Here is a 25,221-nt window from a genome sequence, read left to right on the forward strand (position 1 = left end):
TGGCGCGAGCCGTCCCCGGTGGTGAACAACTGTCGGTAGAGTGGGCCTGTTGCGCTCGAATTCACCGGAAGTGCCGCGCGAAGGGGACGTCGTGGACCCCGACTTCCTTCCCGAAGCCATCGACCTCGACCGGCCGAACATCGCGCGCATCTACGACTGGGCCCTCGGCGGCACCGCGAACTGGGCGATCGACCGGCAGTACGGCGTGCAGGCGGTGCAGGCGTTCCCGCTCGCGAAAACCCTCGCGCGCGGCAACCGCGACTTCCTCGGCCGGGCCGTGCGCTACTGCCTCGCCCAGGGCATCACGCAGTTCCTCGACCTCGGCAGCGGCATTCCCACGTCGGGCAACGTGCACGAGGTGGCCGACGACTACGCCGACGACACCCGGTGCGTCTACGTCGACCACGAGCCGGTGGCCGTCGCGCACGGGCGGATGCTGCTGGAGGAAGCGGGGGATCCCGAGCGCCACGCCGTGCTGCACGCCGACCTGCGCGACGTCCAGGACGTCTGGGAAGGCGCGCTGGCCACCGGCGTCCTCGACCCCGACCGGCCGATCTGCCTGCTCACCGTGGCGGTGCTGCACTTCCTGCCGGACGTCACCGGCGTTTGCGAAGCCGTCCGCGACTACCGGAGGCTGCTGGCGCCCGGATCGGCGTACGTCCTTTCGCACGCGACCGAAACCGGCGTCGAAGGCGAAGAGCTGGAGCAGATCCGGCGGCTGGTCAAGCTGTCGGAGCGGTCGAGCTCGCCCGCGATTTCCCGGTCGCTCGACGAGATCGCCGCGTTCTTCGGTAACTTCGAGGTGGTCGAGCCGGGAATCGTGCCTGTGGGAGAGTGGCGCCCTGAGCCCGGTGCCGCCACGGTCCCCCTCGCGAGCGTGGTCGGCGGTGTCGGCCGCAAGCCTGGAGGACAAGATGACGAAGGATCCCGAAGCGCCTGAAGGCGTCGACCTCGAGCGGCCGAACGCGGCCCGCATCTACGACTGGTTCCTCGGCGGCAACGCCAACTGGGCCATCGACCGGCAGTTCGGCGAGCAGGCCGTCAAGACGTTCCCGATGATCAAGACGGTCGCCCGCGTCGGCCGGGACTTCCTCGGCCGCGGCGTCCGGTACCTGGCGCGCAACGGCGTCGACCAGTTCCTCGACCTCGGATCGGGCGTCCCGACGGTCGGGAACGTCCACGAGGTCGCGGCGGAGGTGAACCCGGACGCGCGGTGCGTGTACGTCGACAACGAGCAGGTGGCGGTGGCCCACTCACAGATCCTGCTGGAACGCGAAGGCGTTGCGGACCGGCACGCGGTGCTGCACGGCGACCTGCGCGACCCGGCCGACATCTGGAAGCGCGCGCTCGACACCGGAGTGCTCGACCAGAACCGCCCGATCGGCCTGATCATGGTCGGCGTCCTGTACTTCCTCGGCGAGGACGAGCCGGTGGCCGAGATCATCCAGAAGTACCTGTCGCTGCTGCCGTCCGGCTCGTACTTCCTGTCCTCGCACCTGACGAGCGACGGCATGGCGGCGATGGCCGACGCGGAGAGCCGCGAGTCGATCATGAAGCAGTACGACCGGTCCAGCACCCCGCTCCACCTGCGGACGCGCGCGGAGTTCACGTCGTTCTTCGAAGGACTGGAGCTGGTGGAGCCGGGCATCGTGTACCTCCCGGAGTGGCACCCGGAGGAGATCGAGTCGAGGGCCACGAAGAAGCTCGCGAACGACCCGGCGTTCGTCGGGCACCTGTGCGGCCTCGGCCGCAAACGGTGACGGCCGCCTACGACACGGCCGCCTATGACACGGTCGCGGTCCAGTACGCCGAGTTCGTCCGCGAGGTCTGGGACGACCACCCCCTGGACCGCGCCGCGTGGACGGCGTTCGCGGATTCCGTGCGCGGCCGCGGCCCGGTCGCCGACCTCGGCTGCGGCCCCGGCCATCTCACCGCGCACCTGCGGTCACTGGGCCTCGACGTGTTCGGCGTCGACGTGTCCCCGGCGATGATCGAGCTGGCTCGCGCGGCGGAGCCTTCGCTGCGGTTCGAGGTCGGTTCCATGGCGGCGCTGGACCTTCCCGACGCGTCGCTCGCCGGGATCCTGTCGTGGTACTCGGTGATCCACACGCCGCCGGCGGAGGTGCCGGGCTTCTTCGCCGAGTTCACCCGGACGTTGGCCCCGGGCGGTCACGTTCTGTTGGGCTGCTTCGAGGCCGACGGCGGGCCGGTGACGGCGTTCGATCACAAGGTCACGACGGCCTACCGCTGGCCGCTGGACGAACTGGCGTCGATGGCGGCCGCGGCCGGCCTCATCGAAACCGGGCGGATGTACCGGCAGCCCGCCGAAGGGGAGCGTCCCTTCAGCCAGGGCCGCCTCTTCCTGCGCAAACCGTAGCCACGCCCGCCAAAGTCCGTGATGGCCACCTTGAGGAACTTCAAGTTCCTCAAGGTGGCCATCACGAACTTGAGACCTGGCGAAAGTGCGAGAGCCCCGGTTCCGAAGGGAACCGGGGCTCTTGTGGTGGTACGGCAGTTCAGGGCTTCAGGCGCGCGAGCCCATGCGGCCGCGCAGCAAGGGCGTCAGGTCGATCGCGGCCTCGAGCGGCCGGGTGGTGCGGACCCCGTCGGAATAGCGCTGCAGCGGGAGGTCCTGGTCCGTCGCCCACGTCGTGGTCTTGCGCAGTGGCGCCTGGATCAGGCTGAAACCGAAGCGGTTCCTCAGTTCGTTGCCGATTCCGCGGCGGCCGCGGTGCTCTTCCTCCTCGCGGCGCAACAGCGAGTTCAGCCGGACGGCCATCGTCTACACCCCCAGCTCTCGTCGCGGTGACCGGACGCGTTCGCCGCCGGTCAGTCCGAGACAGGGTTCGCACGGCATACCGACCCCCGGGGTCAGCCATTCGACTTGGGCGCGCGTAAGCGCTTCCCCACACCTGGTTCGGACCAGCTCGTGGGTACTGCGGGCGGCGTCCAGGTCGAACACGTGGACCACCCGGCGGGCCTCGCCGGTGGTCCCCCTGGCGAGCCTGCCCAAGACCTGTACGCCCGGTGGCGCACTGTCCTCGACGATCACGCTGATCCTCCCCCATGAGGTCGTGGCCGTTGCTGGGATCGGTTCGGTTCCGGCACTCGTCCTGCGTCGACGACCGCCCGTCGCGGGCAGGCTGTCGTTCGCCGACGCCGGCGCCCCGGCCGATGCGATTAATCCTACTCCTGGAATAATCTTCATGTCGAGACCGGAGCCAGTTGATCACCCGCTTGGCCCTGTGGCGTACTCCATTGAGACACTGAGTAGCCGGGAGCGGGTACCTTCGACCAGGTCACGGCCGCGCCCCCCAACGATCCTCGGAGGTACGACCCATGGCGGATTATCCGTCGTTCGCGGATTACGATCCGAACACGGCCGTGTCCCTGTTCCAAGAGGCCGCCTGGGAGAAGTCGTTCGCCAGCGAGCCCAACGGCGGCAGCTGCGTCGAGGTCAACCTGGGTCGCGAAGGGATGATCGGGGTCCGGGACACCAAGCTCGCGAGCAGCCCGGTCTTCGTGTTCGACACCGCCGAGTGGGAAGCGTTCCTGGTCGCCGTGAAGGCGGGGCAGTTCGACCTGCCCGCCTGAGTCCGCCGCGCAGCCGGTGATCATGATCACCGGCTGGACGCCGGCTGTGTCCGTGAAGGCTGTGCCTCGAAAGACATGGTGCCCTCGAACAACATGGTGAAGGCCCCCTTCCCCGTCCTCTGCGGTGAAGGAGGCCTTCGCGACGCCGTGAATACGCCTGAGTGCCGGATGTGAGGGGAATCTCACCCGATTGCCGGAAGCTCCCCACCCCGCAGCCGGCCGCGGGTCCGGCGCCAGGCCACCACGACGAGCACCACCAGCCCGATCAACGGCAGCGTGCTGATCGCCCAGCTCACGCCCATCGGCGGCCCCGGCTGTTCCTGCACCGGCAACGCGCGCAGCTCGCCGGTGCCGGACCCGGCGGGCCCGTTGACGGTGAAGTGGAACGTCCAGGCCCCCGGCCGCGGCATCGAGCGGACGTCGAGTCCCCAGACGTCACGTTTGCGCGGGTGGCGGACCAGGCGCTGGGTGCGGTTCTTGATGCCCTCCGGGTTGATCAGCGTGAGCGTGCCGGACTTCCCCTCGATCCCGCCGTCGGGGATGAACGTGAAGTCCAGTGACTGCATGGCCTTCACCGGCCAGGAGCTGAACCCGACCGTCAGCCCGTACGGCCCGGCCTGCACATGTTCGGTGTGCACGATGTTGACCGGCTCGTACGCGTTCGCCGGCGCCGCGGTGGCGAACAGCAGGCCGGCGACGGCGGCCAGGGCGAGCACAATCCGTCTTGTGGGGGTTCCGGGTGGCGGAGCCCCCGGCCGGGGCGGAGCCCCGAATGACAACGTCTTACGCATCAGCGGTTTCCCCCTTCTTCGCGGGCGCCAGCAGGCAGAGCATCCCGCCGAACCGCCACCCGGCGAACCCGCCGAGCAGCCCCAGTGCCGCGCTGAGCACGGCGGTCGTCGTCAGGTACCAGACCGGCGGCAGGTGCGCGCCGGTGTAGAGCAGGACGCGCTGCACCGGCAGGCTCAGCCCGATCAGCAGCCCGGCGATCCCGCCGGCGACCACGGACACGCGGCCTGCGCGCCACTCGCGGCGGCGGCCGGCGAGGTACACCAGCTCCATCAGCGCGGCGACCGGCAGCAGCGCCATCGGCGCCAGCGACGGCATCTCCGGCACGCCGGAAACCGCGTCGCGCAGCGGCAGGTCGACCATGTCGGCGTACGCCTTCGCCGCCCACGGCGAGAACCACCAGAAGACGCCCTGCACGGCCGCGACCATCGCCGCGGTGCCGACCGCCCCGCCCGGACGGCGGAGGAACCCGGCCCCGACCGTGACCAGCAGCACCACCATCATCGACGTGCCGATCCCGACGGCGTCGGCGTAGTCGTCCGGCACCTGCTGCAGCCCGAGCGCCAGCACCGGCCCGAACGTCAGCAGCACGGCCAGCGACGCCAGCGTGCCGAGCCGGCCCCAGCGGTGCTCGCGCGCCGCGGCGAACACCGCGGTCGTGCCGATCAGCGACACCGTGATCGACAGCAGCAGCCCGATGTGCGGCGGCGAGTCGATGACCGCGTCGAAGCCGTAGAGCCCGTGCCACCACTGGTCCCACAGCCCGTACAGCAGGAACGTCGCTGCGCCGACGCCGGAGACCAGGTAGCCCAGCGGTGCCGCGAACGTCCGGCCGAAGACGTTGACCACGCGCCCGCCGACCCGCGGGTCGACCGGCCGTCCCGCGCGCCGCGCCGCCGTCGTCAGCAGCACGACGGCGAGGCTCGCCAGGCCGACGACCGCGCTGCCCGCGTACAGGAACAAGTGCGGCAGCGTGAAGAACGTGTCCGGCCCGACGTCGCTGTGCCACTGGATGTCCCAGGTGAGCCCGACCAGCGACAGCAGCGACCCGCCGAGCACGACGTTCGCCGGCAGCAACCCCGTTCGAGCCTGTTTCGCCACCGACGTGGTGCGCACGCCGGATGCGGTGAGATCCATTCCCCCGACCCTTTCTACTTGACCAGCAACGGAAAAACGACTTGGGCGGGCCCGCCGGGGCCGCGCAGTGACACGGTGATCTCCCACTGCCCGGCCATCGGCAGCCCGACGTCCGCGACGCGGAAGCGGCCGGGCCCGTCCGGCGCGGCGGGCACCGGCGCGAACGCGTGCCCCATCGGAGCCATGACCGGCGCGACCGTGACGGCGTCGGGCGCGGGCCCGGTGACGCCGAGCGTGAACGTGTTGCCGCCGATGCGCGGCTCGTCCGCGGAGAACTGGACGGTGTACGGCCCCGAAACCGCTTGCTGCGCAGTGGGTTTGGCGTTGCCGCCGCCCCAGATCAGCCACGCCACCCCGGCCGCGACGACCAGCGCGACCACGGCGATCAGCACGCTCGGGCGTTTCATCGGCCGGCTCCTGTCATCGGGACGTCCACCACGGCGGGGATGGTGAGCACGCGGTAGCCGCGTTCGGCCTGCAGCCAGATCCGGTACCGGCCGGGTGCGGCGAAGGTGTAGGTGAAGCTGACGTCCGGGCCGTACGCGGCCACGGTTTCGTCGGGGCGGTCGAGCTGCCCCGCGACCGGCGGGATCATCGCGTGGACGTGCGCCCACGTGGGTGCCTTCGCGGCGCTTTCCCCGACCGGCCCGGTGATCGGGCCCGCGATGACGAGGTGACCGAGCATGCCCAGCCACGGCTGGAGGTCCTGGGTCCGGAAGTGCGCGGTGATCGTCGTCGGCGTGCCCGGGCTGATCGTGAGGTCGACCGGCGTGCCTTCGACCGTCCGCGGCCCGGCGCCCGCCGGTTCGGGGGCAGGCGCGGCGCTGCCGGTCATGTCCACAGTGGACCGTGCAAGCTGGACTCCGCCGCCGCGCCGGACGAGCTCCGCGGCGACGGCATACGTGCCCGCTTCCGGATCGGCGAGGCGGACGCGGTAGTCGCCAGGGCTGACGCGCACCGGGTGCAGGTGGCTCATCCGGCCCGACGGCGAGACGACGACGAGGTGCACGAGGGCGTTGTCGTGGACGAGCAGGTCGTCGACCGGACGCCCGGTGGCGCCGTCGGTGAGACTCAGCCGCAGCTCACCGCGTTCGGTGCGGACGGCCAGGTTCACCGGCGGCCGCGAGTAATCCACTGTGGACAGCCGGGCGTTGGCGTACGGATCGGTGACGTTGTCGAACGTCGGGTCGAGCTGACTGCCCGGCGCGGGTGGCGGGGGAGTGCTCGCCGACAGCAGCGCTCCGGTCACGGCGACGGCGATTGCGGCGACGGCGCCGCCCGCCGGAATCAGCGCGAAGGCGGTGCGTCTCGCTCTGACCCCGACGAGCAGGGCGAGCAGCAGGAACGCGCCGGCGGCGACGAACCCGCCGTAGGTCGCCTTCTCCCACGGCGGGACCACGCGAGCGGGCACGATGAACGGGATCGTCGCGGCCGGGCCGGTGCCGTCGGTCAGCGAGAGTTCCCACGGTCCCGGCTTGTCGACTCGCAGGTTCCCCGCGTAGACGCCCGGTTCGGCACCGAGGACGACGTCGGCCCGCGACGTCACGACACCGTCGGCCGCGACGGTCAGGTGCAGCGTGCCGGGCGCGGTGCCGCGGTGCGTCACGACGTCGACCCGCAACGGCGACGGCGTCACGTCGACCCGGCGGATGATCACGGTCAGGTCCCGCGCGCCGAGCGTCTGCGCGACCTGGATGTCGGCGCCGGACGGCGCGCTGTCGGCGTGCGCGGTCCCGCCGCCGGCCCCGATCCCCAGTACGGCCAGCAACAGCAAAAGCGCGAGTTTCGGTTTGCTCCCCATCGTGCTTTCGAACCTAGCCAGGGCACGGGGTGGCGGGCGTCACGGCGGGGAGGGAACTCCGGTCCCCGGTTCGGGGGACCGGAGCACCCGGGGAACTCAGGGGCAGAGGAACTTCCTCAGGTGCGCGACGACTTCGTCCGGCTGTTCCTCGGGCAGGAAGTGGCCGCATTCGGCGAGGGCGGCGCCGGTGACGTCGTCCGCGTACTCCTGCCAGATTTCGAGCGCCGGGAGCGTGCCGAGCAGGCCGTTCGCGCCCCACAGCGCGAGGAGTGGCTGGGTGACGCGCTTCCCGGCTTCGTAGTCGGCGTCGTCGAGCTCGGCGTCGTCCGGGAAGGAGGCGCGGTAGTCGTCGAAGCCGGCCCTGAGCGCTCCGGGCTGGGAGAAGGCGCGGACGTACTCGGTGACGGCGTTCGCGTCGAGGGCGTGACGTTGATAGGTCCAGCGCTCGAAGAAGTAGCCGAGGTAGGCGGCGATGTTCTGGCCGGCGAGCAGTTCGGGGAGGTCGGGCTGGAGGTGGAAGAGCCAGTGCCAGCACGCCTTCGCGACGCCGGTGTCGAGCCGTTGCCACATCGCGCGGGTCGGGGCGATGTCGAGTACGGCGAGGCGTTCGACCTGGTCCGGGCGATCGAGGGCCCAGCGGTGGGCGACCCGGCCACCGCGGTCGTGCCCGGCCACGGCTGTCCTGGCGAACCCGAGGTGTCCGGCCAGCGCGGCGACGTCGGCGGCCATCGTGCGCTTGTCGTAGCCGCCCTTCGGTTTGTCGGTGCGGCCGTAGCCACGCAGGTCGGGGGCGATCACGGTGTGCGTCTCGGCGAGGGACCCGATGACCTTGTGCCAGCAGTGCGACGTCTGCGGCCAGCCGTGCAGCAGGAACAGCGGCGGGCCGTCCCCGGCGGTGAGGTAGTGCATCCGGATCCCGTTGACCGTGGCCATGCTTTCTAACCGGTTCATAGGGTTGGAAAATAGCCGCACTTCTAACTGTTCGCAACGGTTAGAATGCGGGCATGGAGTGGGCCTTCGACGGCGGACGGCCGTGCCTCGACCTGGTCAACACGCTGCGCTCCCGGTACGCCGACGGCGTCGAGCTGCTGACCGGGCCCGACGCGCTGGCCGAGTGGCTTTCGCTTGCCGGGTTCACCGCGGGTCCGGTGCCGGTGACGGCGGGGAACGTACTCGCGGCGAAGGCGCTGCGAGAGGCGATCGACCGCGTGCTGCTGCCGCCCGAGGAGCCGGCGAAGATGGACGTCGACCTGGTCAACAACGCGGCGGCCGCGGCACCGGCGCCCTCGCCGCGCCTGGTACTGACCGACGGCGTGCTCAGGCGCGAGATCCCGGCCCCGAAGGACCCGGTGGCGGCGGCGTTCGCCGTCCTGGCAGCGGACGCGATCGACCTGGCGACGAGCGACGCGGAGGTGCGGATCTGCGCGGCGGACGACTGCGGGATGAGGTTCTGCGACGCCTCCCCGCGGCGGAACCGCCAGTGGTGCTCGATGGCGCGGTGCGGGAACCGTGCGAAGGCCCGGGCGCACTACGCGCGCACGATCGGCCGCGAGCCACGGCCCGGCGAGGCTCGCTAGCCCGGCCCAAAGGTCTTGAATGAGTCATTCAAGACGTTCGCCCTCGCGGCCGAAGTCATGAGGGGCACCCTCATGGCGTTTCAGAAGCGGGTGGTGCGCGCGATCAGGCTCCGCGCAGCAGCATCATCAGCGGTTCGGCCACCGGGGTGTCGGTCTCGCCGGTGGCCAGCCGCCGCAGCTGCAGCCCGGCGATCAGCGCGACCACCGGACCGGCCAGCCGCCGCGCCTGCGGCACGTCCAGGGCTTCGAGGATCGTCACGGCCAGTTCGTCGTACGCCGCGAAGCAGCGCGAAGAAGCCTCGTGCAGCTCGGGATCCCGCGCGGACTGGAGGTACAGCTCGTGCGCGCCGAGCTCGTCGGCGCCGAACGGCAGCTGCGCGATCACGTGCTCCACGAGCGAAGCCGCCTGCTCCACGCTCAAGCCGTCTGCGCGGTAGCCGTCGACGATCGCGCCGAGCTTCGCCGTCTCGTCCTCGACGAACAACAGCATCGCTTCGCGCAGCAACGCGGTCTGGCTGGGGAAGTGGTAGGTCAGTGTGCCGAGCGAGACGCCGGCCGCGGCGACGATCCGGCGGTTCGTCAGGCCGCCGACGCCGTGCTCGCCGACGACCGTCAGCGCGCCGCGCAGGATGGCTTCCCGCGTGCTCACCACCTTGTCGCGGGATGCCGCTCCGGCCACCGTTCGACCTCTTCCAGTTGCGCGGCGAGGGAGATCAGCCGCTCCTCGGCGTGCGACGGGCCGAGCAGCTGCGCGCCGAGTGGCAGACCCTCGGCCGTCAGCCCGGCCGGGACGTTGACCCCCGGCCAGCCCAGCACGTTCCACGGCCAAGCGTACGGGCAGGCGGCGATCATGGCCTGGTCGGTCTCCCAGCCGGACAGCCCGTCGAACGTGCCGATCGGCGGCGGCGGGGTCGCGGTGGTCGGGGTGAGCAGCACGTCGACGCGGCCGAACACCGAGCCGATCCGCCGGTGCAGGCCCGGCTCGAGGGCGCGCGCCAGCCGCAGCGCGGGCCCGGCCAGCAGGCGGCCGTGGCCGGCGTTGCTGCGCGTACGCGGGTCGAGCCCGGTCCGGTCGGGCACCCGCAGCGTCCAGTCGCGGACGCCGGTCAGCGAACGCGGCAGGAACGTCAGCCCGATCAGACCGTAGTCCGGTTCGGCCTCGACGATCTCGTGGCCCAGCCCGGCGAGGGATTCCGCGAGCCGCCGCACGCTCGCTTCGACGACCGGGTCGAGCCGGGTCTTGGTGGCGGTGAACGGGATCCGCGTCGACAGCCCGATCCGCAGCCTGCCGGGTTCGCGGGTCGCCGCGGTCCGGAAGGTGTGGCCGGTGGCGGCCGCGACGTCGAGCAGCAGAGCGGCGTCTTCGACCGTGCGGGCGAGCGGGCCGAGCACGGTCAGGCCGTGGAACAGCTCGCCGCCGGTGGGGATCCGCCCGCGCTGGGTCTTGATGCCGACGAGCCCGGTCCACGCGGCGGGGATGCGCACCGAACCGGCGCCGTCGGACCCGAGCGCGGCCGCGATGGCCCCCGACGCCACCGCGGCCGCGCTCCCGCCCGAAGAACCCCCGGGGGTGTGGCCGGGGTGCCACGGGTTGCGCGTCACGCCGAAGGCGGGGCCCTCGGTGAACGGCCACTGGCCCAGCTCGGGGGTGTTCGTCTTGCCGATGATCACAGCTCCGGCTTCGCGCAGCAGCGCGACGGCGGGCGCATCGGACGTCGCGCACGGGAACTCGCCGACGCAGCCGAACGAAGTGGGCAGGCCGGTGAGGTCGACGTCGTCCTTGATCGCGACCGGCACGCCCAGCAGCGGCGCGCGCTCGCCGGCGTTCAGGCGCCGGTCCGCCTCGGCGGCTTCGGCGCGGGCTTCGTCGTCACGCAGGTGACGGAAGGCGTTGAGCGTCGGCTGGCTCGCGTGCGCGCGGCCGAGCGACGCCGCGGTGAGTTCGGCCGAGGTGATCTCGCCCGCGGCGAGCTGCGCGGCCTGGGCGGCGAGGCCCGTGAAATCGAGGCTCGTAGCGGTCATGGCGGCCCCCCGAAGGTTCTCGTTCGTTCGAACGAACGTTACCGGATACCAGCGGTCTTCGGCTACTCCCGATGAGTTTTCGCCCGCCAGGACGTCTACCCGTCCAACGACTACGTGAGGAGAAACCATGGCCACGGTGCACGCGGGCATGAGCATGTCGCTGGACGGCTTCGTCGCCGACCGCGACGGCGGTACGGCGCGGCTGTCCGGCCCCGCCGCCTCGAACGGCAGCGAGTGGATGACCGACCTGATCCGGGAGACGGGCGCGGTCGTCCTCGGCCGCCGCTCGTTCGCGATGGCCGAGGACCCGGACTGGTACGTCGGCAACTACGAGTTCCAGGTCCCGATCTTCGTCGTCACGCACACGCCGCCGGCCGTGCCGCCCAAGCAGGACGAGAACCTCACCTTCACCTTCGTGACCGACGGGGTCGCCTCGGCGGTCGAGCAGGCGCGGGCGGCCGCGGGGGAGCGGGCGGTCAAAGTGATCGGCGCGAGCGTGGTCCGGCAGACCGTGCGAGCCCGGCTGGCCGACGAACTGCACGTCCAAATCGCCCCGGTGCTGCTGGGCGCCGGGCTGCCGTTGTTCGGCGATCCCGGGCTCGACGGCGTCACGCTCCGGCGGGTCGGCGTGCGCGAGGTCGGGCCGCACACCGAGCTCCGCTTCAAAGTGCTTTAGTGGTGGGAAAGCGAGCCTGGAGGGCCGATGACGTTCGAATTCGCCGGATTCCCGGATGCCGCGCTGGCCGCGATCCCCCGCGTCGACCTGGGCGGCTGGCCGACGCCGCTGGACGCGGCGCCCCGGCTCGGCGAAGCACTCGGCCTCACCAACCTGTGGCTCAAGCGCGACGACGTCCACCCGCTCGGCGCGGGCGGCAACAAACTCCGCAAGCTGGAATACCACCTCGGCGCCGCCCGGGAAGCCGGCGCGGACACCGTGATCACGTTCGGCGCCCTCCAGACCAACCACGGCCGCCAGACCGCCGCCGCGTGCGCGAAGCTCGGCCTGCGCTGCGAACTCGTCCTCACCGCCAAGGTCCCGCGCGACGGCGACGCGTACGAGCGTTCCGGCAACATCCCGCTGGACAAGCTCTTCGGCGCGACCGTCCACGTCTGCACCGACGGCGAGGAGACCGGCCGCACCTACGACCGCCTGGTCGCCGAAGCCGCGCAGGACGGCCGGAAGGTCGCGACGATCCCCGTCGGCGGCTCGAACGACCTGGGCGCCCTCGGATACGTCCGCGCCACGCACGAACTCGCGACGCAGCTGGCGGAACGCGGCATCGAGCGGGCTCACCTCGTCGTCCCGCACGCCAGCGGCGGCACGGCGGCCGGGGTCGCACTGGCCGCCGGGCTCCTCAAGAACCTCGGCGTCGGCATCGCCTGCGTCAGCCACCCGCTCGACGAGGCCACGGAGAACCTGCGCGAACTCACCTCCGGCGCGGCGAAGCTGCTCGGCGTCGAACCGCCGTCACTGGACCACGTCCGGCTGGGCGACTCGACGCTCGGCCCCGGCTACGGCATCCCGACCGACGCGGTCTGGAACGCGCTACGCCTCTTCGGGCGCACCGAGGGCGTCGTGCTCGACCCGGTCTACACCGGCAAGGTGGCCGCCGCGCTGATCGAATGGGCGGGCCACTTCGCCCCGGACGACCACGTGGTGTTCCTGCACACCGGCGGCATGCCCGGCCTGTACGGCTACGCGCCCGAACTGGCGGTGGCCGTCGAAGGCTGATTCCAGCCGGGTCGCCAGCCACAGCAGCGTGCACAGCAGCACGACGTCGGCGAGCAGCAGCAGCCGTTGCATGACGCCGATCGGGAAGGCCGCGGAAATCTCCGGAAACGGAGTGATCCCGGCCTCACTGAGCCGCACGAAGACGAAGCTCGTGGCGAAGAGCGCGAACCCGGCCGCGGTCAGCCGGATCGCCCGGACCAGCGCGACGCGTTCCGGGCGGCCCTTCAGCGGTTCCAGCAGCGAAATCGCCGCGCCGGGCAGGCTGAGGAACGCGACCAGGCAGGCGTAGAGGTGGATCTCGCCGCTCACCGGGGCCGGGGCTTCCGGGTAGCTCGCCGGGAAGACCGCGGCCGCGGCCAGCCCGAGTGCCCACAACGCGAGCAGCAGCCGGGTCGTCCGCGACAGCGGCACCCCGGCCACCTGCAGCGCGCCGAGCACCGCGAGCGACCCGATGGCCAGCGAAAGCACGCTCGCGCCGAGCATGCCTTCGCCGCGGTCGGTCACCGTGTAGCTCGACAGCGTGTCGTACACCGGATTGCGTGAGCTGATCACGTGCAGCACCACGGCCGTAAACAGCCCCCAGCCGATCGCGCCCAGCGCGACCAGCCGCCACGGCCTCGTGCGCTTCCCCGCTTCCGTCCCCATGCCGTCCAGGTTCCCGCCCGGACGGCACCGTCGTGATCAGGGAAGACCCTGAATAACCCCCGAATTGAAATCGACGAGGACCAGGGCCTGGTCGTCGTGCGGCTTCGGGCGGGGCCAGCGTTCGCGGTCCGGGTCCTGCTTCTCCGCGGTGCGGACGGCGTCCAGCACGGCGTCCGGCCCGTCGGCGCGGGTGATCGCCAGGACCTCGCGCCAGTCGAACAGCGCGTACTGGTCGACGCCGATGGACACGCCGTCGCTGGCGAGCAGCACCGCGTCGACGTCGGGCCGCCGCCAGGTGCGCCGGACCGCGTGCGCGGCGGCGCCCGGGTCGGCTTCGGCGACCCAGAAGCCGTCGTGGGCGTTGCGCCGGCGCCGGACGTCGGCGCCGGTCTGGAGCATCCCGCGCCGCCGCAGCCGGGCCAGCCGGTCGTCCGAGACGACGTCGACGCCGAACCCGCCGAAGCCGATCACCGGGCTGTCGGCCAGCACGAGCGCGTCGACGCGGTCTTCGAGCCAGCGCACGGCCGCGACCGTGCTCGACGGCGACTGCTGCGGCCGCAGCCGGTTCGCCGTCGTCACTTCGGCGATCGCCGAGGTCAGCAGCTCGGTCAGGTCGGCTTCGGGGTGCGTGCGGAGGTCGTCGGCGAGGCGCCGGGCCAGTCGTTCCGCGTACCAGCCGCCAGGGGGTTGCGAAGGGTCCGACGAGGTGGCGCCGTCGAGGACCAGGACCGCGTTGTCCAGCACGACGACGTGGTCCTCGGTGGGGCGTGGGTGGCCGTCGGCGCCCACCCCGGCCCGTTCGGCGATCGCGATCTCGGGCATCACCCGACTGTACGTCGCCCGTCCGGCGGTTTCGCGCTGAGCGTGTCAACTTCAGTTGACAAGACCGTCGACGTCAACGTAGGTTGACATACATGACGGAAGCGACGGATTTGGCCGCCCGGGCGGGTGATCGCGATCCCCGGGTGGGGCTGCGCGCGGTCGCCGCGCTCCGGCGGTTGCTGGAACAACTGGAGGCCGTGCAGGTCCGCAGTGCGCGGGTGCAGGGCTGGTCGTGGCAGGAGATCGCCGCCGAGCTGGGGGTCAGCCGGCAGGCCGTGCACAAGAAGTACGGGAGGCACTGATGTTCGAACGGTTCACGGCCGAAGCGCGGATGGCGGTCGTCGAGGCACAGATCGTGGCGCGGAAGTCCGGTTCGGTGGAGATCGGGCCCGCCCACCTGCTCGCCGGGCTGGTCAAGACCGGCGTTCCCCTGCTCGCCGAGCTGGGAGTGTCCGCCGACGACATCGCCGCGGAGCTGGCGCGGATCCGGCGCCGCGGCGGCGTGAGCGACGCCGACGCCGAAGCGCTCACCGCGTTCGGCATCGACGTCGAGCAGATCGTGGAGCGCGTCGAGCAGACCCATGGCGAAGGGGCCCTCGCCGGTCGGCTCGGCCCGGCCAAACGGGGGCACATCCCCTTCACCGCCGAGTCGAAGAAGACCCTGGAGCTGAGCCTCAAGGAAGCCGCCCGGCTGGGGGACAAGCACCTGGGGCAGGAGCACATCCTGCTGGCGCTGGCCCAGCAGCGCGACACCGACGACGTGCTCGCCCGGCGTGGGGCCGACTACGCCACGCTGCGCCGGACCGTTCAGCAGCGCAAGGCGGGCTAGGGACGCTGCCGCGGCTCGCCGCGCCAGGTGGTCAGCGGCAGCACCGCCTGGGTGAGCGGCCCGATCGCGAGGGCGTAGAGCACGGTGCCGAATCCGACGGTGCCGCCGAGGGCGAACCCGGCGACGACCGCGGAGATCTCGAGGCAGGTGCGCACCAGCCTGACCGACCGGCCGGTGCGCGCCGCGAGCCCCGTCATCAGGCCGTCGCGGGCACCGGGACCGAGCCGCGCGCCGACGTAGGTGGCGGTCGCGAAGCCGTTCAGCGCGACGCCGCCGATCAGGAAGACGATGCGCCAGCCCAGGTCGTGCTGGTCCGGGAGAACCGCGCGGGCCAGGTCGACGACCACCGCGACGACCACGACGTTCGCGACGGTGCCGATGCCGGGGCGCTGGCGCAGCGGGATCCACAGCAGGAGCACGGTCACCGAAATCAGGCCGGTCGCCGTGCCGAAGGTCAGCCCGGTGTGCTTCGTGACGCCTTCGGCCAGCACACCCCAGGGTTCGAGGCCCAGGTGGGCGCGGGTGAGCATGGCGACGCTGATGCCGTAGAGGGCGAGGCCGGACAGGAGCTGGGTGCTGCGCCGGGCGGGGTCACGGGAGATCCGGACGGGCCGGAGATCGATCTGAGCCACGTGACCACTATCGGTGGTAACTGGCCTTGTAAACCATAGCCAATTGCCGGATATTGGCCTTATGGAACCCGTGCTCCCACCAGGTGGACGCGTCTCCGGTCCACGATTGGCCGTCTTGCTCGGCTCTTGGCGCCAAGGCGGCTCCCGGCAGGGTGCCGCGGACCTGGCCGCGGCCATCGAGCTGCAGGTGCTGGACGGCCAGCTCCCGCTCGGCACCCGGCTGCCCGCCGAACGCGAGCTGGCCGACGCGCTCGGCGCCAGCCGGACGCTGATCGGCTCGGCACTGGACCGGCTGCGGGACAACGGGTTCGTCGCGAGCCGCCGCGGCGCCGGTTCGTGGATCACCGCACCCGGCCGGCGTCGCCGGGACGCGGTCGTCCCGGACGGCGGCGACCTGATCGACTTCGCCCACGCGTCACCGCCGGCCACGCCGGGCATGATCGCGGCGGTCGACGCCGCGCGCGGCGCCCTGGTCGACCACCTCGGGCAGCACGGCTACCAGGAGCGGGGCCTGCCGGTCCTGCGCGAGAAGATCGCCCGGCGGTACACCGAGCGCGGGCTGCCGACGACGGCCGCGCAGATCATGGTCACCAACGGCGCGCACCACGCGTTCGTGCTGGTCCTGCGGATGCTGACCGGGCCGGGCGACCGCGTGCTGGTGGAGCAGCCGACGTACCCGAACGCCCTGGAGGCGATCCGGGCCGCGCACGCCATCCCGGTGCCGGTGGCGCTCGACCCGGCCGGTGCCCGCGGCTGGGACATCGCCGGCATCGACGCGGCGCTGCGCCAGGCGTCCCCGCGCCTGGCGTACCTCGTGGTCGACTTCCAGAACCCGACCGGCCTGCGTCTGGACGCCGAAGGCCGCGAACGGCTCGGCGCGGTGCTCACCCGGGCGCGGACGCCGGTGGTGGTGGACGAAACCCTGGTCGAACTGGACCTCGAAGGCGACCCGCTGGACGGCCCGCCGCCGTTGTCAGCCTTCGCGGGCGACCTGGCGATCTGCGTCGGCTCGGCGTCGAAGTCGCACTGGGGCGGCCTGCGCCTGGGCTGGATCCGCGCGTCGGAGGACCTGCTCGGCCGCCTGATCTCGGCGCGCTACGCCGTGGACCTCGGCTCGCCCGTCTTCGAGCAGGTGGTGTTCTCGGAATTGCTGGAGGCCGACGGGTGGGCGGCGCTGGCACGTCGTCGCGAGGAACTGCGCGGCAACCGCGACGCGCTGGCGGGCGCGGTCAACCGGCACTTGCCGGACTGGACGTTCACGCCGCCGAAAGGCGGCCTGTCGCTGTGGTGCCGCCTCCCGGAGCCGGTCAGCTCGCGGCTCGCGGTGGCGTCGGCGAGCCACGGTCTCCAGGTGACGCCCGGGTCCCGCTTCGGCGTCCACGGTGGCATGGAGCGCTGGATCCGGCTGCCGTTTTCGTTGCCACCGGAGAAGATCAACGAGGCGATCCGCCGGCTGAGTGCCGCGGCGGCGTCGGTCCGGGGCACCCCGGCGTCACTGGACGCTCCGCTCGCCTGAAACGAAACGAACCGGTGCGCTGGATGCGAGCCTGCTCCCAGGGATGGGCGGCGTTCATGTGCATCCAGCGCACCGGTTCGTCGTTCCACACACCCGCTCACGGACGTGACCCCGTTCGCGGGTACCGCGGCTTCCCGGCACAGCCCCTCGACGTGCCGGGAAGCCGGCGGCTCAGGTGCGCTCTCGGTACTGCGAGTCCTCGCTCGGCGCGGTGAGCAAGGGCTCCCGGAGCGCGCCCGGTGTGGGTCCCGGCGCCGCGGGGGCAGCGCGGCGCCGGGACCGGGATCCGACCCGGCCGGGCGCGGTCGGCCGGTCGGAAAGACTGGGGTTTCGCATGGTTTTCGCCCCTCGGGGTACGTCGGACGCGTTACGGCGTCACGAGACGTGAAAGAGCCACGGATTGCGTACTGGAGCAGGGGAATCCTCACGCCTCAACGGCGTGGTCGTGCGTCGAGTTGATCTTGTTTTGGACGCACTTGTCCCCGGCTGCCCGGTGCGGGGTCAGTCCGGGGAGGTGGTGGGCAGGGCGGCTTCCCTGCCCGCGCCGTCGACGTCGTGGTCGCGGCTGGTGCCGATCAGCTTGAGCTGCGTGGTGGTGACGTCGTCGGTGTGGACGGCGAACGCGTGACGGGCGCCGCCGGGGCCGTCGTGGCCGGGCGCGGCCGTGGGGGCCGGCGCGCTCGGGGCGGTCGTGCCGCCGGGAAGGCCGGGCGTGGAGTCGCCGCCGCCACCACCCGTGGCGTGGACGCCGTAGTCGCGCGGCCGCTCCTGGACCACTGGGAGCTGCTCCTGGTGCCGGACGACCAGGCGCGCGACCGCGGCCCGGCTCGTGGACTGCTGCGCGTCGGCCGCCGTCGCCGGTGCCGCGACGGGCGCGGTTTCGGTCTGGACCGCGCCGGTGGCCTGGGTGGCGGTGCCGGTCACCAAGCCGGGCACGATCGCCGTGACGCCGCCCGAGTTCGAGCTGCCGCCGAACACCGGGGCCAGCACGTCGTCGAGGGGCAGCAGCGTGGGCGCGCCCGGGTTGCCCCCGAGCGGCTGGGTGAGCGGCGCGAGCACGGTGTGGGACAGCGTGTCCGTGACGGCGCCGACCGTGCTCGTGACGGTGGTGAGCGTCCCGCCGACCACGTTCAGGACACCGCCGACGAGCCCACCGAGCAGGTCACCGCCGGACGACGTGACCTTCAAGGTGGCCGCCGGCTTTTCCACGGACGCGGTGGCCGGAGTGTCCTTTGTGTCCTTCGTGGGCGCGGTCGCCGTCTCGTCGGGCTGGGTCTCGACCGTCGGCTCGGTTTCGGCCGTGGACGGCGTTTCGCCCGGGTCGGCGCCACTGACGGTGCCGTCCGCCGGCTGCGCCGCGCACGCGTCGGCGCCGGTTTCGCGGTGGCTCTTGCGGTGCCTGCCGTGCGCGAACGGCTTCGGGGCATGGTCCACAGTGGAAACCGCGGGCGCCTCGGGGCACGCCTGCCGTTCGGCCGCCGACGCGGTGTTGCCGGAGAGTGCCGCGCCGAGCAGCCAGCCCGCGAGGGTCAGGCCGCCGGCGACCAGGATCTTGGCGGCGGGCCGCTGCAGCGACGCCGTCCACGGGCGGGGCGCGCGCAGGCGCGAGTGGGGGGTTGTCTCACCCGCTGTGAGCCCAGGCTGAAGGGGGGCGCCGCGGCGCACGTTCGCCGTGCTGCTCACCGCCACCACCACCGTCCGCGCCTGTAGCTCTCGCGTTGCACGCTCGAGTCTGTTGCTGCTGGGGTCTTTCTCCGGCCAGGTCGCAGTTCCCCCGGGGCTGCACTCTTTCTAGCACCGCTCGGGAGTCTTTCATCTCTCCCGGCTTCGATCCAGCCCGTAAGGCGGAACGGCCCTACCGGGCAAGGTATCTGCGGCCGAGGAGTTGATCACTCTCAGTGCCGTTCGGGTGCTTGGCTGCGGCCATTTGGAGGAGTGTCGCGAATTGCTCCCTCGGCGGTTGACCTGATGTTTCCCGCCATCGCATCGCCGTGCGTGCCGAATCGGTCGCGTTAGGTGCTCGTATCACGATTTCGACGAGCCGTCCGCGATCGGCCCCCGGCCCGGCGCCGAGGCCCGGAATCCCGTTTCTTTCCGTGATCATGGCCGCGTCACGCCGTCGCGGAAGCGTCTTCCGACGATCGCGGAGCGTGACAGCGGTGGCCGTCGTAGCCCTTTCGCCGCGCCCCGATCGGCTGTCGGAAGGGGCGCGGCGCGGAACCCCGGTCGTCAGACCAGTTTGCGCAACCGGGTGATGGCCTCGTCGATGACTTCGTTGTGCTTGCAGAACGCGAAACGCAGCAGGTGGTTCCACTCGTCCGGGTGATCGGTGAACACCTTCACGGGCACCGCGGCGACCCCGGCCCTGGCGGGCAGCTCCCAGGCCAGGTCGGCGGCGTCGGTGAAGCCCAGCGGCCGCACGTCGACGCAGACGAAGTAGGTGCCCGCCGTCGGCCGCACGGCGAACCCGGCGTCGGCGAGCCCGGCCGAAAGCCGGTCGCGCTTTTCCTGCAGGCTCGCGCGCAGGCCCTCGACCCAGGGCAGCTCGTGGTCGAGCGCGTACGCGACGGCCGGCTGCAGCGGGCCGCCGGAGACGAAGGTGATGAACTGCTTCGCCGCCTTCACCGCGGCGACCAGCTCCGGCGTCGAGCAGACCCAGCCAATCTTCCAGCCGGTGCAGTTGAACGTCTTCCCGGCGCTGGAGATGCTCACCGTCCGCGGCCGCATCCCGGGCAGCGTGACCAGCGGGATGTGCTCGGCGTCATCGAACACGAGGTGCTCGTAGACCTCGTCGCAGATGGCGATCAGGTCGTGTTCGACGCACAGGGCCGCCAGCGCTTCCAGCTCGGCGCGGGTGAACACCGTCCCGGTCGGGTTGTGCGGCGAGTTGACGAGGATCGCCCGGGTCCGCGGCGTGACGGCGGCGCGCAGCCCGGCGACGTCCAGCCCGAACCGGCCGTCCGGGCCTTCGACGAGCCCGACGACCCGGCGCTGTGCGCCGGCCATGGCGACCGCGGCGGCGTAGGAGTCGTAGTACGGCTCGATGACGATCACCTCGTCGCCGGGCTCGGTCAACGCCAACAACGCTGCCGCAATGGCCTCGGTCGCGCCCGCGGTGACCAGGATCTCCGTGTCCGGGTCGTACTCGGTGCCGTAGCGCAGCCGGTGCCGCGCGATCGCGGCCCGCAGCTCCGGTCGTCCCGGTCCGGGCGGGTACTGGTTGGCGCCGCCGAACAGCGCGTTCTTCGCCGCTTCGAGCATCCCGGCCGGGCCGTCGGTGTCCGGGAAGCCCTGGCCGAGGTTGACGGCGTCGTGCCGGACGGCCAGCGCCGTCATCTCGGCGAAGATGGTCGAGGTGAACGGCCGGAGCCGGGGGACGAGAGCAGGTTCGCGCACGATCAGCCATCCTCACGGACAATGGTGATGTGGAGCAACTGACCCCCGCGAAGGTGACGCCCGCCGACCCACCGGGCGGCGCGGCCGGTGAAGAGGAAAAGCGGCGCGGGCTGCGCAAGATGAAGCTCGTCGCGCTGTCGTTCCTGCTCGGCGCCACGCTCGTGTTCCTGCTGGCCGGCTGGGCGCAGGCGAGCGGCTGGCCGGGCTGGGTCGGGTACGTGCGCGCCGCGGCAGAGGCGGGCATGGTCGGCGCGCTTGCCGACTGGTTCGCCGTCACGGCGCTGTTCCGGCACCCGCTGCGGCTGAAGATCCCGCACACGGCGATCATCCCGAACAAGAAGGACGCGCTGGGCAACAGCCTCGGCGACTTCGTCGGCTCGAACTTCCTGTCCGAGGAGGTCGTGCGCGACAAGCTCAAGCGCGTCGAGATCGCGAAGCGGCTCGGCGGCTGGCTCGCGGAACCGGACAACGCCGAGCGCGTGACGTCCGAGCTGGCCACGGTGGTCCGCGCCGCTGTGAAGGTGCTCCGCGACGAAGACGTCCAGGCGATCATGGAGCAGGCCGTCGCGCGGCGGATCATCGACAAGCCGTGGGGCCCGCCGCTGGGCAAGATCCTCCAGGGCGTGTTCGCCGACGGCGCGCACCACAAGCTCGTGGACCTGATGTGCGACCGCGGCTACGAGTGGGTCCGCGACAACCACACGACGATGCTGCGCGTGGTGTCCGACCGGGCGCCGAGCTGGTCGCCGAAGTTCGTCGACGAGATGCTCGCGGACAAGGTCTACGGCGAGGTGCTGTCGTTCGCGTGGGCGGTCAAGACCGACGTCAACCACCCCATGCGGCTGGCGCTGGACAAGTTCCTCGGCGAGTTCGCCCAGGACCTGCAGACCAACCCCGAGGTGATGGCCCGCGCCGAGCAGGTGAAGGGCCAGATCGTGCACCACGAGGAGGTTCAGCGGCTGATCGGCTCGGCGTGGAGCACGGCGAAGGAGATGCTGCTGACCGCGGCCGAGGACCCGTCGAGCGAGCTGCGCCGGCGCGTCCGGCTCGGCCTGACGTCGCTCGGGGAGCGGCTGGTTTCCGACGACCAGCTGCGTTCGAAGGCCGACGGCTGGGTCGAGGGCGCCGCGGCGTACCTGGTGAAGAACTACTCGCGCGAGATCACCACGATCATCACCGACACGGTCGAGCGCTGGGACGCCGAGGAGACGTCCCGCAAGATCGAGCTCCAGGTGGGACGCGACCTGCAGTTCATCCGGATCAACGGCACGGTGGTGGGCGCGCTCGCCGGACTCGTCATCTACACCGTCGCCGAGCTGCTGTTCTGAGCAACCTGGTGCTATACCACATCTGGGGGACCTTCAACCCAGTTGTCCACAGGAAGCTGAGTTATCCCCCGGGTTATCCACAGGTTTTCACGGTGATGGCCTAACGGCTGTCCACAACGTGTGGGGGCGAGCGGGTCCGGGGCGTGGATATGTGGTGCCTTGTGTGCGAGTTGTCCACAGCCGTTCGAGGGTCCTCCGCTCGGCTGAGCCTTTTCAGCCCGCGGCGGCGCGGGCCCGCCAGCCGCGAGCCTTCTCGCGGTTGCCGCAGACGCGCATCGAGCACCACGTGCGAGAGCGGTTGCGGGACTCGTCGTAGAACGCCCAGAGGCAGGTGCCGGCGGGGCAGATCTTGAGCCGGACCCAGTCGCCGCGCACGACCAGCCGCGCGCAGGCGGCGAACACCGCGCCGACGACGTCGTCCGCGACCAGCGCCGGCCCGTCGGCGGTGAGGGAGATCCGGGTGCCGACGTTGACGGTGCTGTCGCTGCCGCCGGGCAGCCGCGGGTCGCCGATCGCGGCGCGCAGGGCGTCCCGCGCCGCGCGCGCCTCGGCGGCCGGGTTGGCCGCCAGCGCGTGGTCCGCCGCCCATTCTTGCCACTGCCCGGGGTCTTCGAGCAGGTCAGTGCCCTCTTCGACGTTGACCGTGTTGAGGAACTCCACCACGAGGGAGGCGTCGGTGTGCACGAAACCAGTGTACGGCGGAGGGTGGTTGCCTCCGGGTGCGCTAACCCACATAATGACTTCGCTGGTTACTCATGATCGAAGGGAGCGAGAAATGAGTGCGGTACCGACGCTGGGCGTGGTGGCCCTCGACTGCCCCGACCCGGTGGCGCTGGCGGAGTTCTACCGGGCGGTGCTGGAGTGGGAGGCGCCCGAAGTCGTCGACGACGGGCACTGGGCGACCTTGCGCAACCCGGCGGGCGGCGCGGGCCTCGCGTTCCAGCGGGTGCCCGGCTACCGGCCGCCGGCGTGGCCGTCCGCGGAGAACCCGCAGCAGCTGCACCTGGACCTGAACGTCACGGATCTGGAGGCAGCGCACGAGCGCGTGCTCGGCTTGGGGGCGAAACTGCTGGACGACCAGCCCAAGACGTTCCGCGTCTACGCCGACCCGGTGGGGCACCCGTTCTGCCTGTGCGCCTGCTGACGTTTTCTGGGTAAGCTCGGCGAGGTGATTTGTCCGAAGTGTCAGAATCAGATGCGGACCGTGGCCAAGAACGGCGTCCACATCGACCAGTGCGACGGCTGCCGCGGGATCTTCCTGGACCGCGGCGAGCTCGAGGCGATCGTCGGTGCGGAGAGTTCGTACTACGGCCACCAGCCGCCCCCGTACCAGGGTGGGCACGGCCGCCCCGACTCGCCGCGCCCCTATCGCGGCGGCCAGCCGGACTCGCCCCAGGCGTACCGCGGGGGCTACGCCGACTCGCCGCGGCCGCACCGCGGGTACTCGGACTCGCCGCGTCCGTACGGGCACGGTCACCGCAAGCGCAGCTTCCTCGAGAACCTCTTCGACTGAAGTGGGGCTCGACCTGCGGATCTGCCCGGCGTGCGGCGACCTGGCGGACCGCCCGGCCGTCGCCGGCGCCCTGCTGCGGTGCGCGCGGTGCGGGCACGAGTGGCCGTTCCGGAAACTGCCGCTGTTCGCGCTGACCGGCCCGAGCGGCGCCGGGAAGTCGACGATGGGCCCGCTGCTGGCGGCGCGCTTCGCCGGTGACGTCGTCGTGCTGGAGCAGGACATCCTCTGGACCGGTGCCCTGCGCGACGACGTCACGGCGTTCCGCTCGGTCTGGCTGCGGATGGCGGCGATGCTGCACCAGAACGGCCGCCCGGTCGTGCTGTGCGGGACGGTGGCGCCCCCGGAGTTCGAGCCGCTGCCGGAGCGCGCGTTCTTCAGCGACATCCACTACCTGGCGCTGGTCGGCTCGCCGTCGTCGCTGCGAGCCCGCCTGCGGGCGCGCCCGGCGTGGCGGGAGTGGGACGAGCCCCGGATCGAGGAGATGCTGGAGTTCAACGCCTGGCTCCGGAAGATCGCGCCGGAACTGGGCGTCGACCTCTTCGACACGACGGAGGTGCCGCCGGAGGTCACGGCCGACCACGTGGAGAAGTGGATCCGCGCCCGGCTGCCCTAGTTCAGCGGCCAGGTGCGGCCGTCCGGGGAGTCGAGCCAGAAGTCCTGGTGGTCGCCGGTCACCGTCAGGCCGAACCGGTCGCGCTCCGGCTTGCCCAGCTCGCACCACTCGACGTACGCCGCTTCGGCGAGCTCCCACAGCGCCCGCGGCCCGCCCTGGGCCACCTCGTCCGCACCGCCGCGCTTGCGGTGGCGGACCCACGAGCCGTCCGGGTGGACCAGCGCGACGCTCGGTGCTTCGTCGTCGGCGCCGTCGCGCACCGCCCGGACGCCCGGGAGGGCGAGCCCGGCGAAGAACTCGAACTGCTTGCGGGGCTGGAGCACCGTCGACATCGCCAGCCGCGTCTGTTCCCAGTCGCGGCGCGACGGCATCGGCAACGGGCCGGCCTCCGGCAGCCGGTGCGCGCGAAGCGGCATGAAGCGGCCGTCGCGCGCGAGGACGCGGCCCTGCGCGGTGCCGTCCTCGCCGGCGACGAGCCGGACGAGCCCGGCGCCGATCGGCCGGTTCAGCGTCGTCACGATCAGCCCGCCCGGCGCGGTCTGCGCCAGCCACCCCACCGGGATCGAAGACACCGAAGCGGTGCACAGCACCCGGTCGAACAACGTGCCCGCGGGGAAGCCGAGCGCGCCGTCGCCCACCGCGCACGCCGGCCGGTAGCCCGCCGAGGCCAGCCGCTCGCGCGCCGCCTCGACGATCCCCGGGTCGATGTCCACTGTGGACACCTGACCGGCGCCGCAGCGGTGGCTCAGCAGGGCGGCGTTGTAGCCGGTGCCGGTGCCGATCTCGAGCACGCGCTGCCCGTCGCGCACCCGCAGCTCCTCCAGCATGATCGCCATGATCGACGGCATGCTCGACGAGCTCGTCGGCGTGCCCGCCACCGGCCCGGTGCGCCGGGCGAGCTCCCAGCGGTCCGGGTCGTCGTCCAGCTGGGTCACCAGCACGTCGCGGGAGTAGACCGTCTCCAGCCAGCCCGGATCGCCGTGGTCCACCGCCGCCCACAGCCCGCCCGCCGGCATGAAGAACCGCGGCAGGAACACGTGGCGGGGCACCGCGCGGAAGGCGGCGATCCATTCCGGCGCGTGCAGGACGTCCTCGTCGAGGAGGTGCTCGACGAGGCGTCGCCGCAGCCGGGCCGAGCGCGTCATGGCACCACGTTAGCGGTGAGCACCACCACACCCGATAGTTGCAAGCAGAGTGCTTGCAATAGCTAGCACTCGGGCGTACCGTCGAAGGTGTCGCGAGGAGGTGACCGGATGGCAGAAACCGGTGGGACGT

The 25,221-nt window shown here is 71.8% G+C and carries 28 protein-coding genes and 1 pseudogene; 14 read left to right on the forward strand and 15 right to left on the reverse strand.

The features are described from left to right. Positions 1 to 91: 91 nt before the first annotated feature. Genes A3CE_RS0125685 through A3CE_RS0125695 form a run of 3 tightly spaced genes read left to right on the forward strand, consistent with a single transcriptional unit; the run spans position 92 to position 2,377 of the window. The gene (locus tag A3CE_RS0125685; protein WP_026468855.1) at positions 92 to 940 is read left to right on the forward strand and encodes an SAM-dependent methyltransferase; all 849 of its coding nucleotides are present in this window, start codon (positions 92 to 94) and stop codon (positions 938 to 940) included. Beyond that, positions 915 to 1,760, forward strand: a complete 846-nt coding sequence (locus A3CE_RS0125690) for an SAM-dependent methyltransferase (protein ID WP_020642982.1) — start codon at positions 915 to 917, stop codon at positions 1,758 to 1,760. The genes A3CE_RS0125685 and A3CE_RS0125690 overlap by 26 nt, the downstream gene beginning before the upstream one ends. Beyond that, positions 1,757 to 2,377, forward strand: coding sequence for a class I SAM-dependent DNA methyltransferase (locus A3CE_RS0125695; protein ID WP_020642983.1), 621 nt, complete (start codon positions 1,757 to 1,759; stop codon positions 2,375 to 2,377). Before A3CE_RS0125690 ends, A3CE_RS0125695 begins: the two co-directional genes overlap by 4 nt. A 147-nt stretch (positions 2,378 to 2,524) precedes the next feature. Here the strand turns inward: A3CE_RS0125695 and A3CE_RS0125700 are convergent, their stop codons facing one another. Next, the gene (locus A3CE_RS0125700) at positions 2,525 to 2,779 is read right to left on the reverse strand and encodes a hypothetical protein (protein ID WP_020642984.1); all 255 of its coding nucleotides are present in this window, start codon (positions 2,777 to 2,779) and stop codon (positions 2,525 to 2,527) included. 560 nt (positions 2,780 to 3,339) lie between these two features. Between A3CE_RS0125700 and A3CE_RS0125710 the strand changes: the two genes are divergently transcribed. After that, the gene (locus tag A3CE_RS0125710) at positions 3,340 to 3,594 is read left to right on the forward strand and encodes a DUF397 domain-containing protein (RefSeq protein WP_020642986.1); all 255 of its coding nucleotides are present in this window, start codon (positions 3,340 to 3,342) and stop codon (positions 3,592 to 3,594) included. 182 nt (positions 3,595 to 3,776) lie between these two features. On the opposite strand, the gene A3CE_RS0125715 is transcribed toward A3CE_RS0125710, so the two are convergent. The 5 genes from A3CE_RS0125715 to A3CE_RS0125735 all read right to left on the reverse strand — a co-directional run bounded on the left by A3CE_RS0125715 (position 3,777) and on the right by A3CE_RS0125735 (position 8,272). After that, positions 3,777 to 4,310 carry a hypothetical protein gene (locus A3CE_RS0125715; protein ID WP_020642987.1) on the reverse strand — a complete coding sequence of 178 codons (534 nt, stop codon included), beginning with the start codon at positions 4,308 to 4,310 and terminating at the stop codon, positions 3,777 to 3,779. A gap of 67 nt (positions 4,311 to 4,377) precedes the next feature. Continuing rightward, a complete protein-coding gene (locus tag A3CE_RS0125720; protein ID WP_026468857.1) occupies positions 4,378 to 5,520 on the reverse strand; it encodes a hypothetical protein in 1,143 nt (380 codons plus the stop codon). A 14-nt stretch (positions 5,521 to 5,534) separates the two neighbouring features. Next, entirely contained in the window at positions 5,535 to 5,927 is a 393-nt protein-coding gene (locus A3CE_RS0125725; RefSeq protein ID WP_020642989.1) for a FixH family protein, read from the reverse strand. Then, a complete protein-coding gene (locus A3CE_RS0125730) occupies positions 5,924 to 7,321 on the reverse strand; it encodes a hypothetical protein (protein ID WP_020642990.1) in 1,398 nt (465 codons plus the stop codon). The genes A3CE_RS0125725 and A3CE_RS0125730 overlap by 4 nt, the downstream gene beginning before the upstream one ends. A gap of 96 nt (positions 7,322 to 7,417) precedes the next feature. After that, positions 7,418 to 8,272, reverse strand: a complete 855-nt coding sequence (locus A3CE_RS0125735; protein ID WP_026468858.1) for an alpha/beta fold hydrolase — start codon at positions 8,270 to 8,272, stop codon at positions 7,418 to 7,420. Between the two features lie 53 nt (positions 8,273 to 8,325). On the opposite strand from A3CE_RS0125735, the gene A3CE_RS0125740 reads away from it, so the two are divergent. Then, positions 8,326 to 8,898, forward strand: a complete 573-nt coding sequence (locus A3CE_RS0125740) for a CGNR zinc finger domain-containing protein (RefSeq protein WP_020642992.1) — start codon at positions 8,326 to 8,328, stop codon at positions 8,896 to 8,898. A 103-nt stretch (positions 8,899 to 9,001) separates the two neighbouring features. Here A3CE_RS0125740 and A3CE_RS0125745 read toward each other — a convergent pair whose 3' ends face one another. Continuing rightward, positions 9,002 to 9,577 carry a TetR/AcrR family transcriptional regulator gene (locus tag A3CE_RS0125745; RefSeq protein WP_020642993.1) on the reverse strand — a complete coding sequence of 192 codons (576 nt, stop codon included), beginning with the start codon at positions 9,575 to 9,577 and terminating at the stop codon, positions 9,002 to 9,004. After that, positions 9,544 to 10,920 (reverse strand): amidase, encoded by a 1,377-nt coding sequence (locus tag A3CE_RS0125750; protein WP_020642994.1) that lies wholly within the window; start codon positions 10,918 to 10,920, stop codon positions 9,544 to 9,546. Before A3CE_RS0125750 ends, A3CE_RS0125745 begins: the two co-directional genes overlap by 34 nt. Before the next feature lie 127 nt (positions 10,921 to 11,047). Between A3CE_RS0125750 and A3CE_RS0125755 the strand changes: the two genes are divergently transcribed. Beyond that, positions 11,048 to 11,596 carry a dihydrofolate reductase family protein gene (locus A3CE_RS0125755; protein ID WP_020642995.1) on the forward strand — a complete coding sequence of 183 codons (549 nt, stop codon included), beginning with the start codon at positions 11,048 to 11,050 and terminating at the stop codon, positions 11,594 to 11,596. 27 nt (positions 11,597 to 11,623) lie between these two features. Continuing rightward, the gene (locus A3CE_RS0125760) at positions 11,624 to 12,652 is read left to right on the forward strand and encodes a D-cysteine desulfhydrase family protein (protein WP_020642996.1); all 1,029 of its coding nucleotides are present in this window, start codon (positions 11,624 to 11,626) and stop codon (positions 12,650 to 12,652) included. 78 nt (positions 12,653 to 12,730) lie between these two features. Here the strand turns inward: A3CE_RS0125760 and A3CE_RS55370 are convergent. Together A3CE_RS55370 and A3CE_RS0125770 are read right to left on the reverse strand one after the other, a co-directional pair. After that, positions 12,731 to 13,297, reverse strand: a pseudogene (locus A3CE_RS55370) (DUF998 domain-containing protein); the annotation flags it as partial. Between the two features lie 36 nt (positions 13,298 to 13,333). Then, complete coding sequence (locus A3CE_RS0125770; RefSeq protein ID WP_020642998.1) at positions 13,334 to 14,119, reverse strand: protein phosphatase 2C domain-containing protein; 786 nt, start codon at positions 14,117 to 14,119, stop codon at positions 13,334 to 13,336. A 92-nt stretch (positions 14,120 to 14,211) separates the two neighbouring features. Between A3CE_RS0125770 and A3CE_RS0125775 the strand changes: the two genes are divergently transcribed. Further along, entirely contained in the window at positions 14,212 to 14,421 is a 210-nt protein-coding gene (locus A3CE_RS0125775) for a sigma factor-like helix-turn-helix DNA-binding protein (RefSeq protein WP_014154112.1), read from the forward strand. Then, positions 14,421 to 14,948 (forward strand): Clp protease N-terminal domain-containing protein, encoded by a 528-nt coding sequence (locus tag A3CE_RS0125780; RefSeq protein WP_020643000.1) that lies wholly within the window; start codon positions 14,421 to 14,423, stop codon positions 14,946 to 14,948. Before A3CE_RS0125775 ends, A3CE_RS0125780 begins: the two co-directional genes overlap by 1 nt. On the opposite strand, the gene yczE is transcribed toward A3CE_RS0125780, so the two are convergent. Continuing rightward, positions 14,945 to 15,580, reverse strand: a complete 636-nt coding sequence (gene yczE / locus A3CE_RS0125785; RefSeq protein WP_020643001.1) for a membrane protein YczE — start codon at positions 15,578 to 15,580, stop codon at positions 14,945 to 14,947. The genes A3CE_RS0125780 and yczE overlap by 4 nt on opposite strands. 61 nt (positions 15,581 to 15,641) lie before the next feature. Here yczE and yczR point away from each other — a divergent pair, with 61 nt between their 5' ends. Beyond that, a complete protein-coding gene (gene yczR / locus A3CE_RS0125790) occupies positions 15,642 to 17,096 on the forward strand; it encodes a MocR-like transcription factor YczR (protein WP_051183788.1) in 1,455 nt (484 codons plus the stop codon). 501 nt (positions 17,097 to 17,597) lie between these two features. On the opposite strand, the gene A3CE_RS0125795 is transcribed toward yczR, so the two are convergent. Further along, positions 17,598 to 18,779, reverse strand: a complete 1,182-nt coding sequence (locus tag A3CE_RS0125795; protein WP_245589591.1) for a hypothetical protein — start codon at positions 18,777 to 18,779, stop codon at positions 17,598 to 17,600. Positions 18,780 to 19,325: 546 nt separating this feature from the next. Continuing rightward, positions 19,326 to 20,492 (reverse strand): pyridoxal phosphate-dependent aminotransferase, encoded by a 1,167-nt coding sequence (locus A3CE_RS0125800; RefSeq protein WP_020643004.1) that lies wholly within the window; start codon positions 20,490 to 20,492, stop codon positions 19,326 to 19,328. Positions 20,493 to 20,521: 29 nt separating this feature from the next. Here A3CE_RS0125800 and A3CE_RS0125805 point away from each other — a divergent pair, with 29 nt between their 5' ends. After that, on the forward strand, positions 20,522 to 21,820 hold the full coding sequence (locus A3CE_RS0125805) for a DUF445 domain-containing protein (RefSeq protein ID WP_020643005.1): 1,299 nt from the start codon (positions 20,522 to 20,524) through the stop codon (positions 21,818 to 21,820). Between the two features lie 213 nt (positions 21,821 to 22,033). On the opposite strand, the gene A3CE_RS0125810 is transcribed toward A3CE_RS0125805, so the two are convergent. Next, entirely contained in the window at positions 22,034 to 22,504 is a 471-nt protein-coding gene (locus A3CE_RS0125810) for a CGNR zinc finger domain-containing protein (protein WP_020643006.1), read from the reverse strand. A 91-nt stretch (positions 22,505 to 22,595) separates the two neighbouring features. On the opposite strand from A3CE_RS0125810, the gene A3CE_RS0125815 reads away from it, so the two are divergent. Genes A3CE_RS0125815 through A3CE_RS0125825 form a run of 3 tightly spaced genes read left to right on the forward strand, consistent with a single transcriptional unit; the run spans position 22,596 to position 23,946 of the window. Then, the gene (locus tag A3CE_RS0125815) at positions 22,596 to 22,964 is read left to right on the forward strand and encodes a VOC family protein (RefSeq protein ID WP_020643007.1); all 369 of its coding nucleotides are present in this window, start codon (positions 22,596 to 22,598) and stop codon (positions 22,962 to 22,964) included. A 27-nt stretch (positions 22,965 to 22,991) separates the two neighbouring features. Next, positions 22,992 to 23,333 (forward strand): TFIIB-type zinc ribbon-containing protein, encoded by a 342-nt coding sequence (locus A3CE_RS0125820; RefSeq protein WP_260473790.1) that lies wholly within the window; start codon positions 22,992 to 22,994, stop codon positions 23,331 to 23,333. A gap of 1 nt (position 23,334) precedes the next feature. After that, positions 23,335 to 23,946, forward strand: coding sequence for an AAA family ATPase (locus A3CE_RS0125825; protein WP_020643009.1), 612 nt, complete (start codon positions 23,335 to 23,337; stop codon positions 23,944 to 23,946). On the opposite strand, the gene A3CE_RS0125830 is transcribed toward A3CE_RS0125825, so the two are convergent. Then, on the reverse strand, positions 23,943 to 25,091 hold the full coding sequence (locus A3CE_RS0125830; RefSeq protein ID WP_020643010.1) for a methyltransferase domain-containing protein: 1,149 nt from the start codon (positions 25,089 to 25,091) through the stop codon (positions 23,943 to 23,945). The genes A3CE_RS0125825 and A3CE_RS0125830 overlap by 4 nt on opposite strands. Positions 25,092 to 25,221: the final 130 nt, after the last annotated feature.

It is taken from the genome of Amycolatopsis balhimycina FH 1894, assembly GCF_000384295.1.
Lineage (GTDB): Bacteria > Actinomycetota > Actinomycetes > Mycobacteriales > Pseudonocardiaceae > Amycolatopsis > Amycolatopsis balhimycina.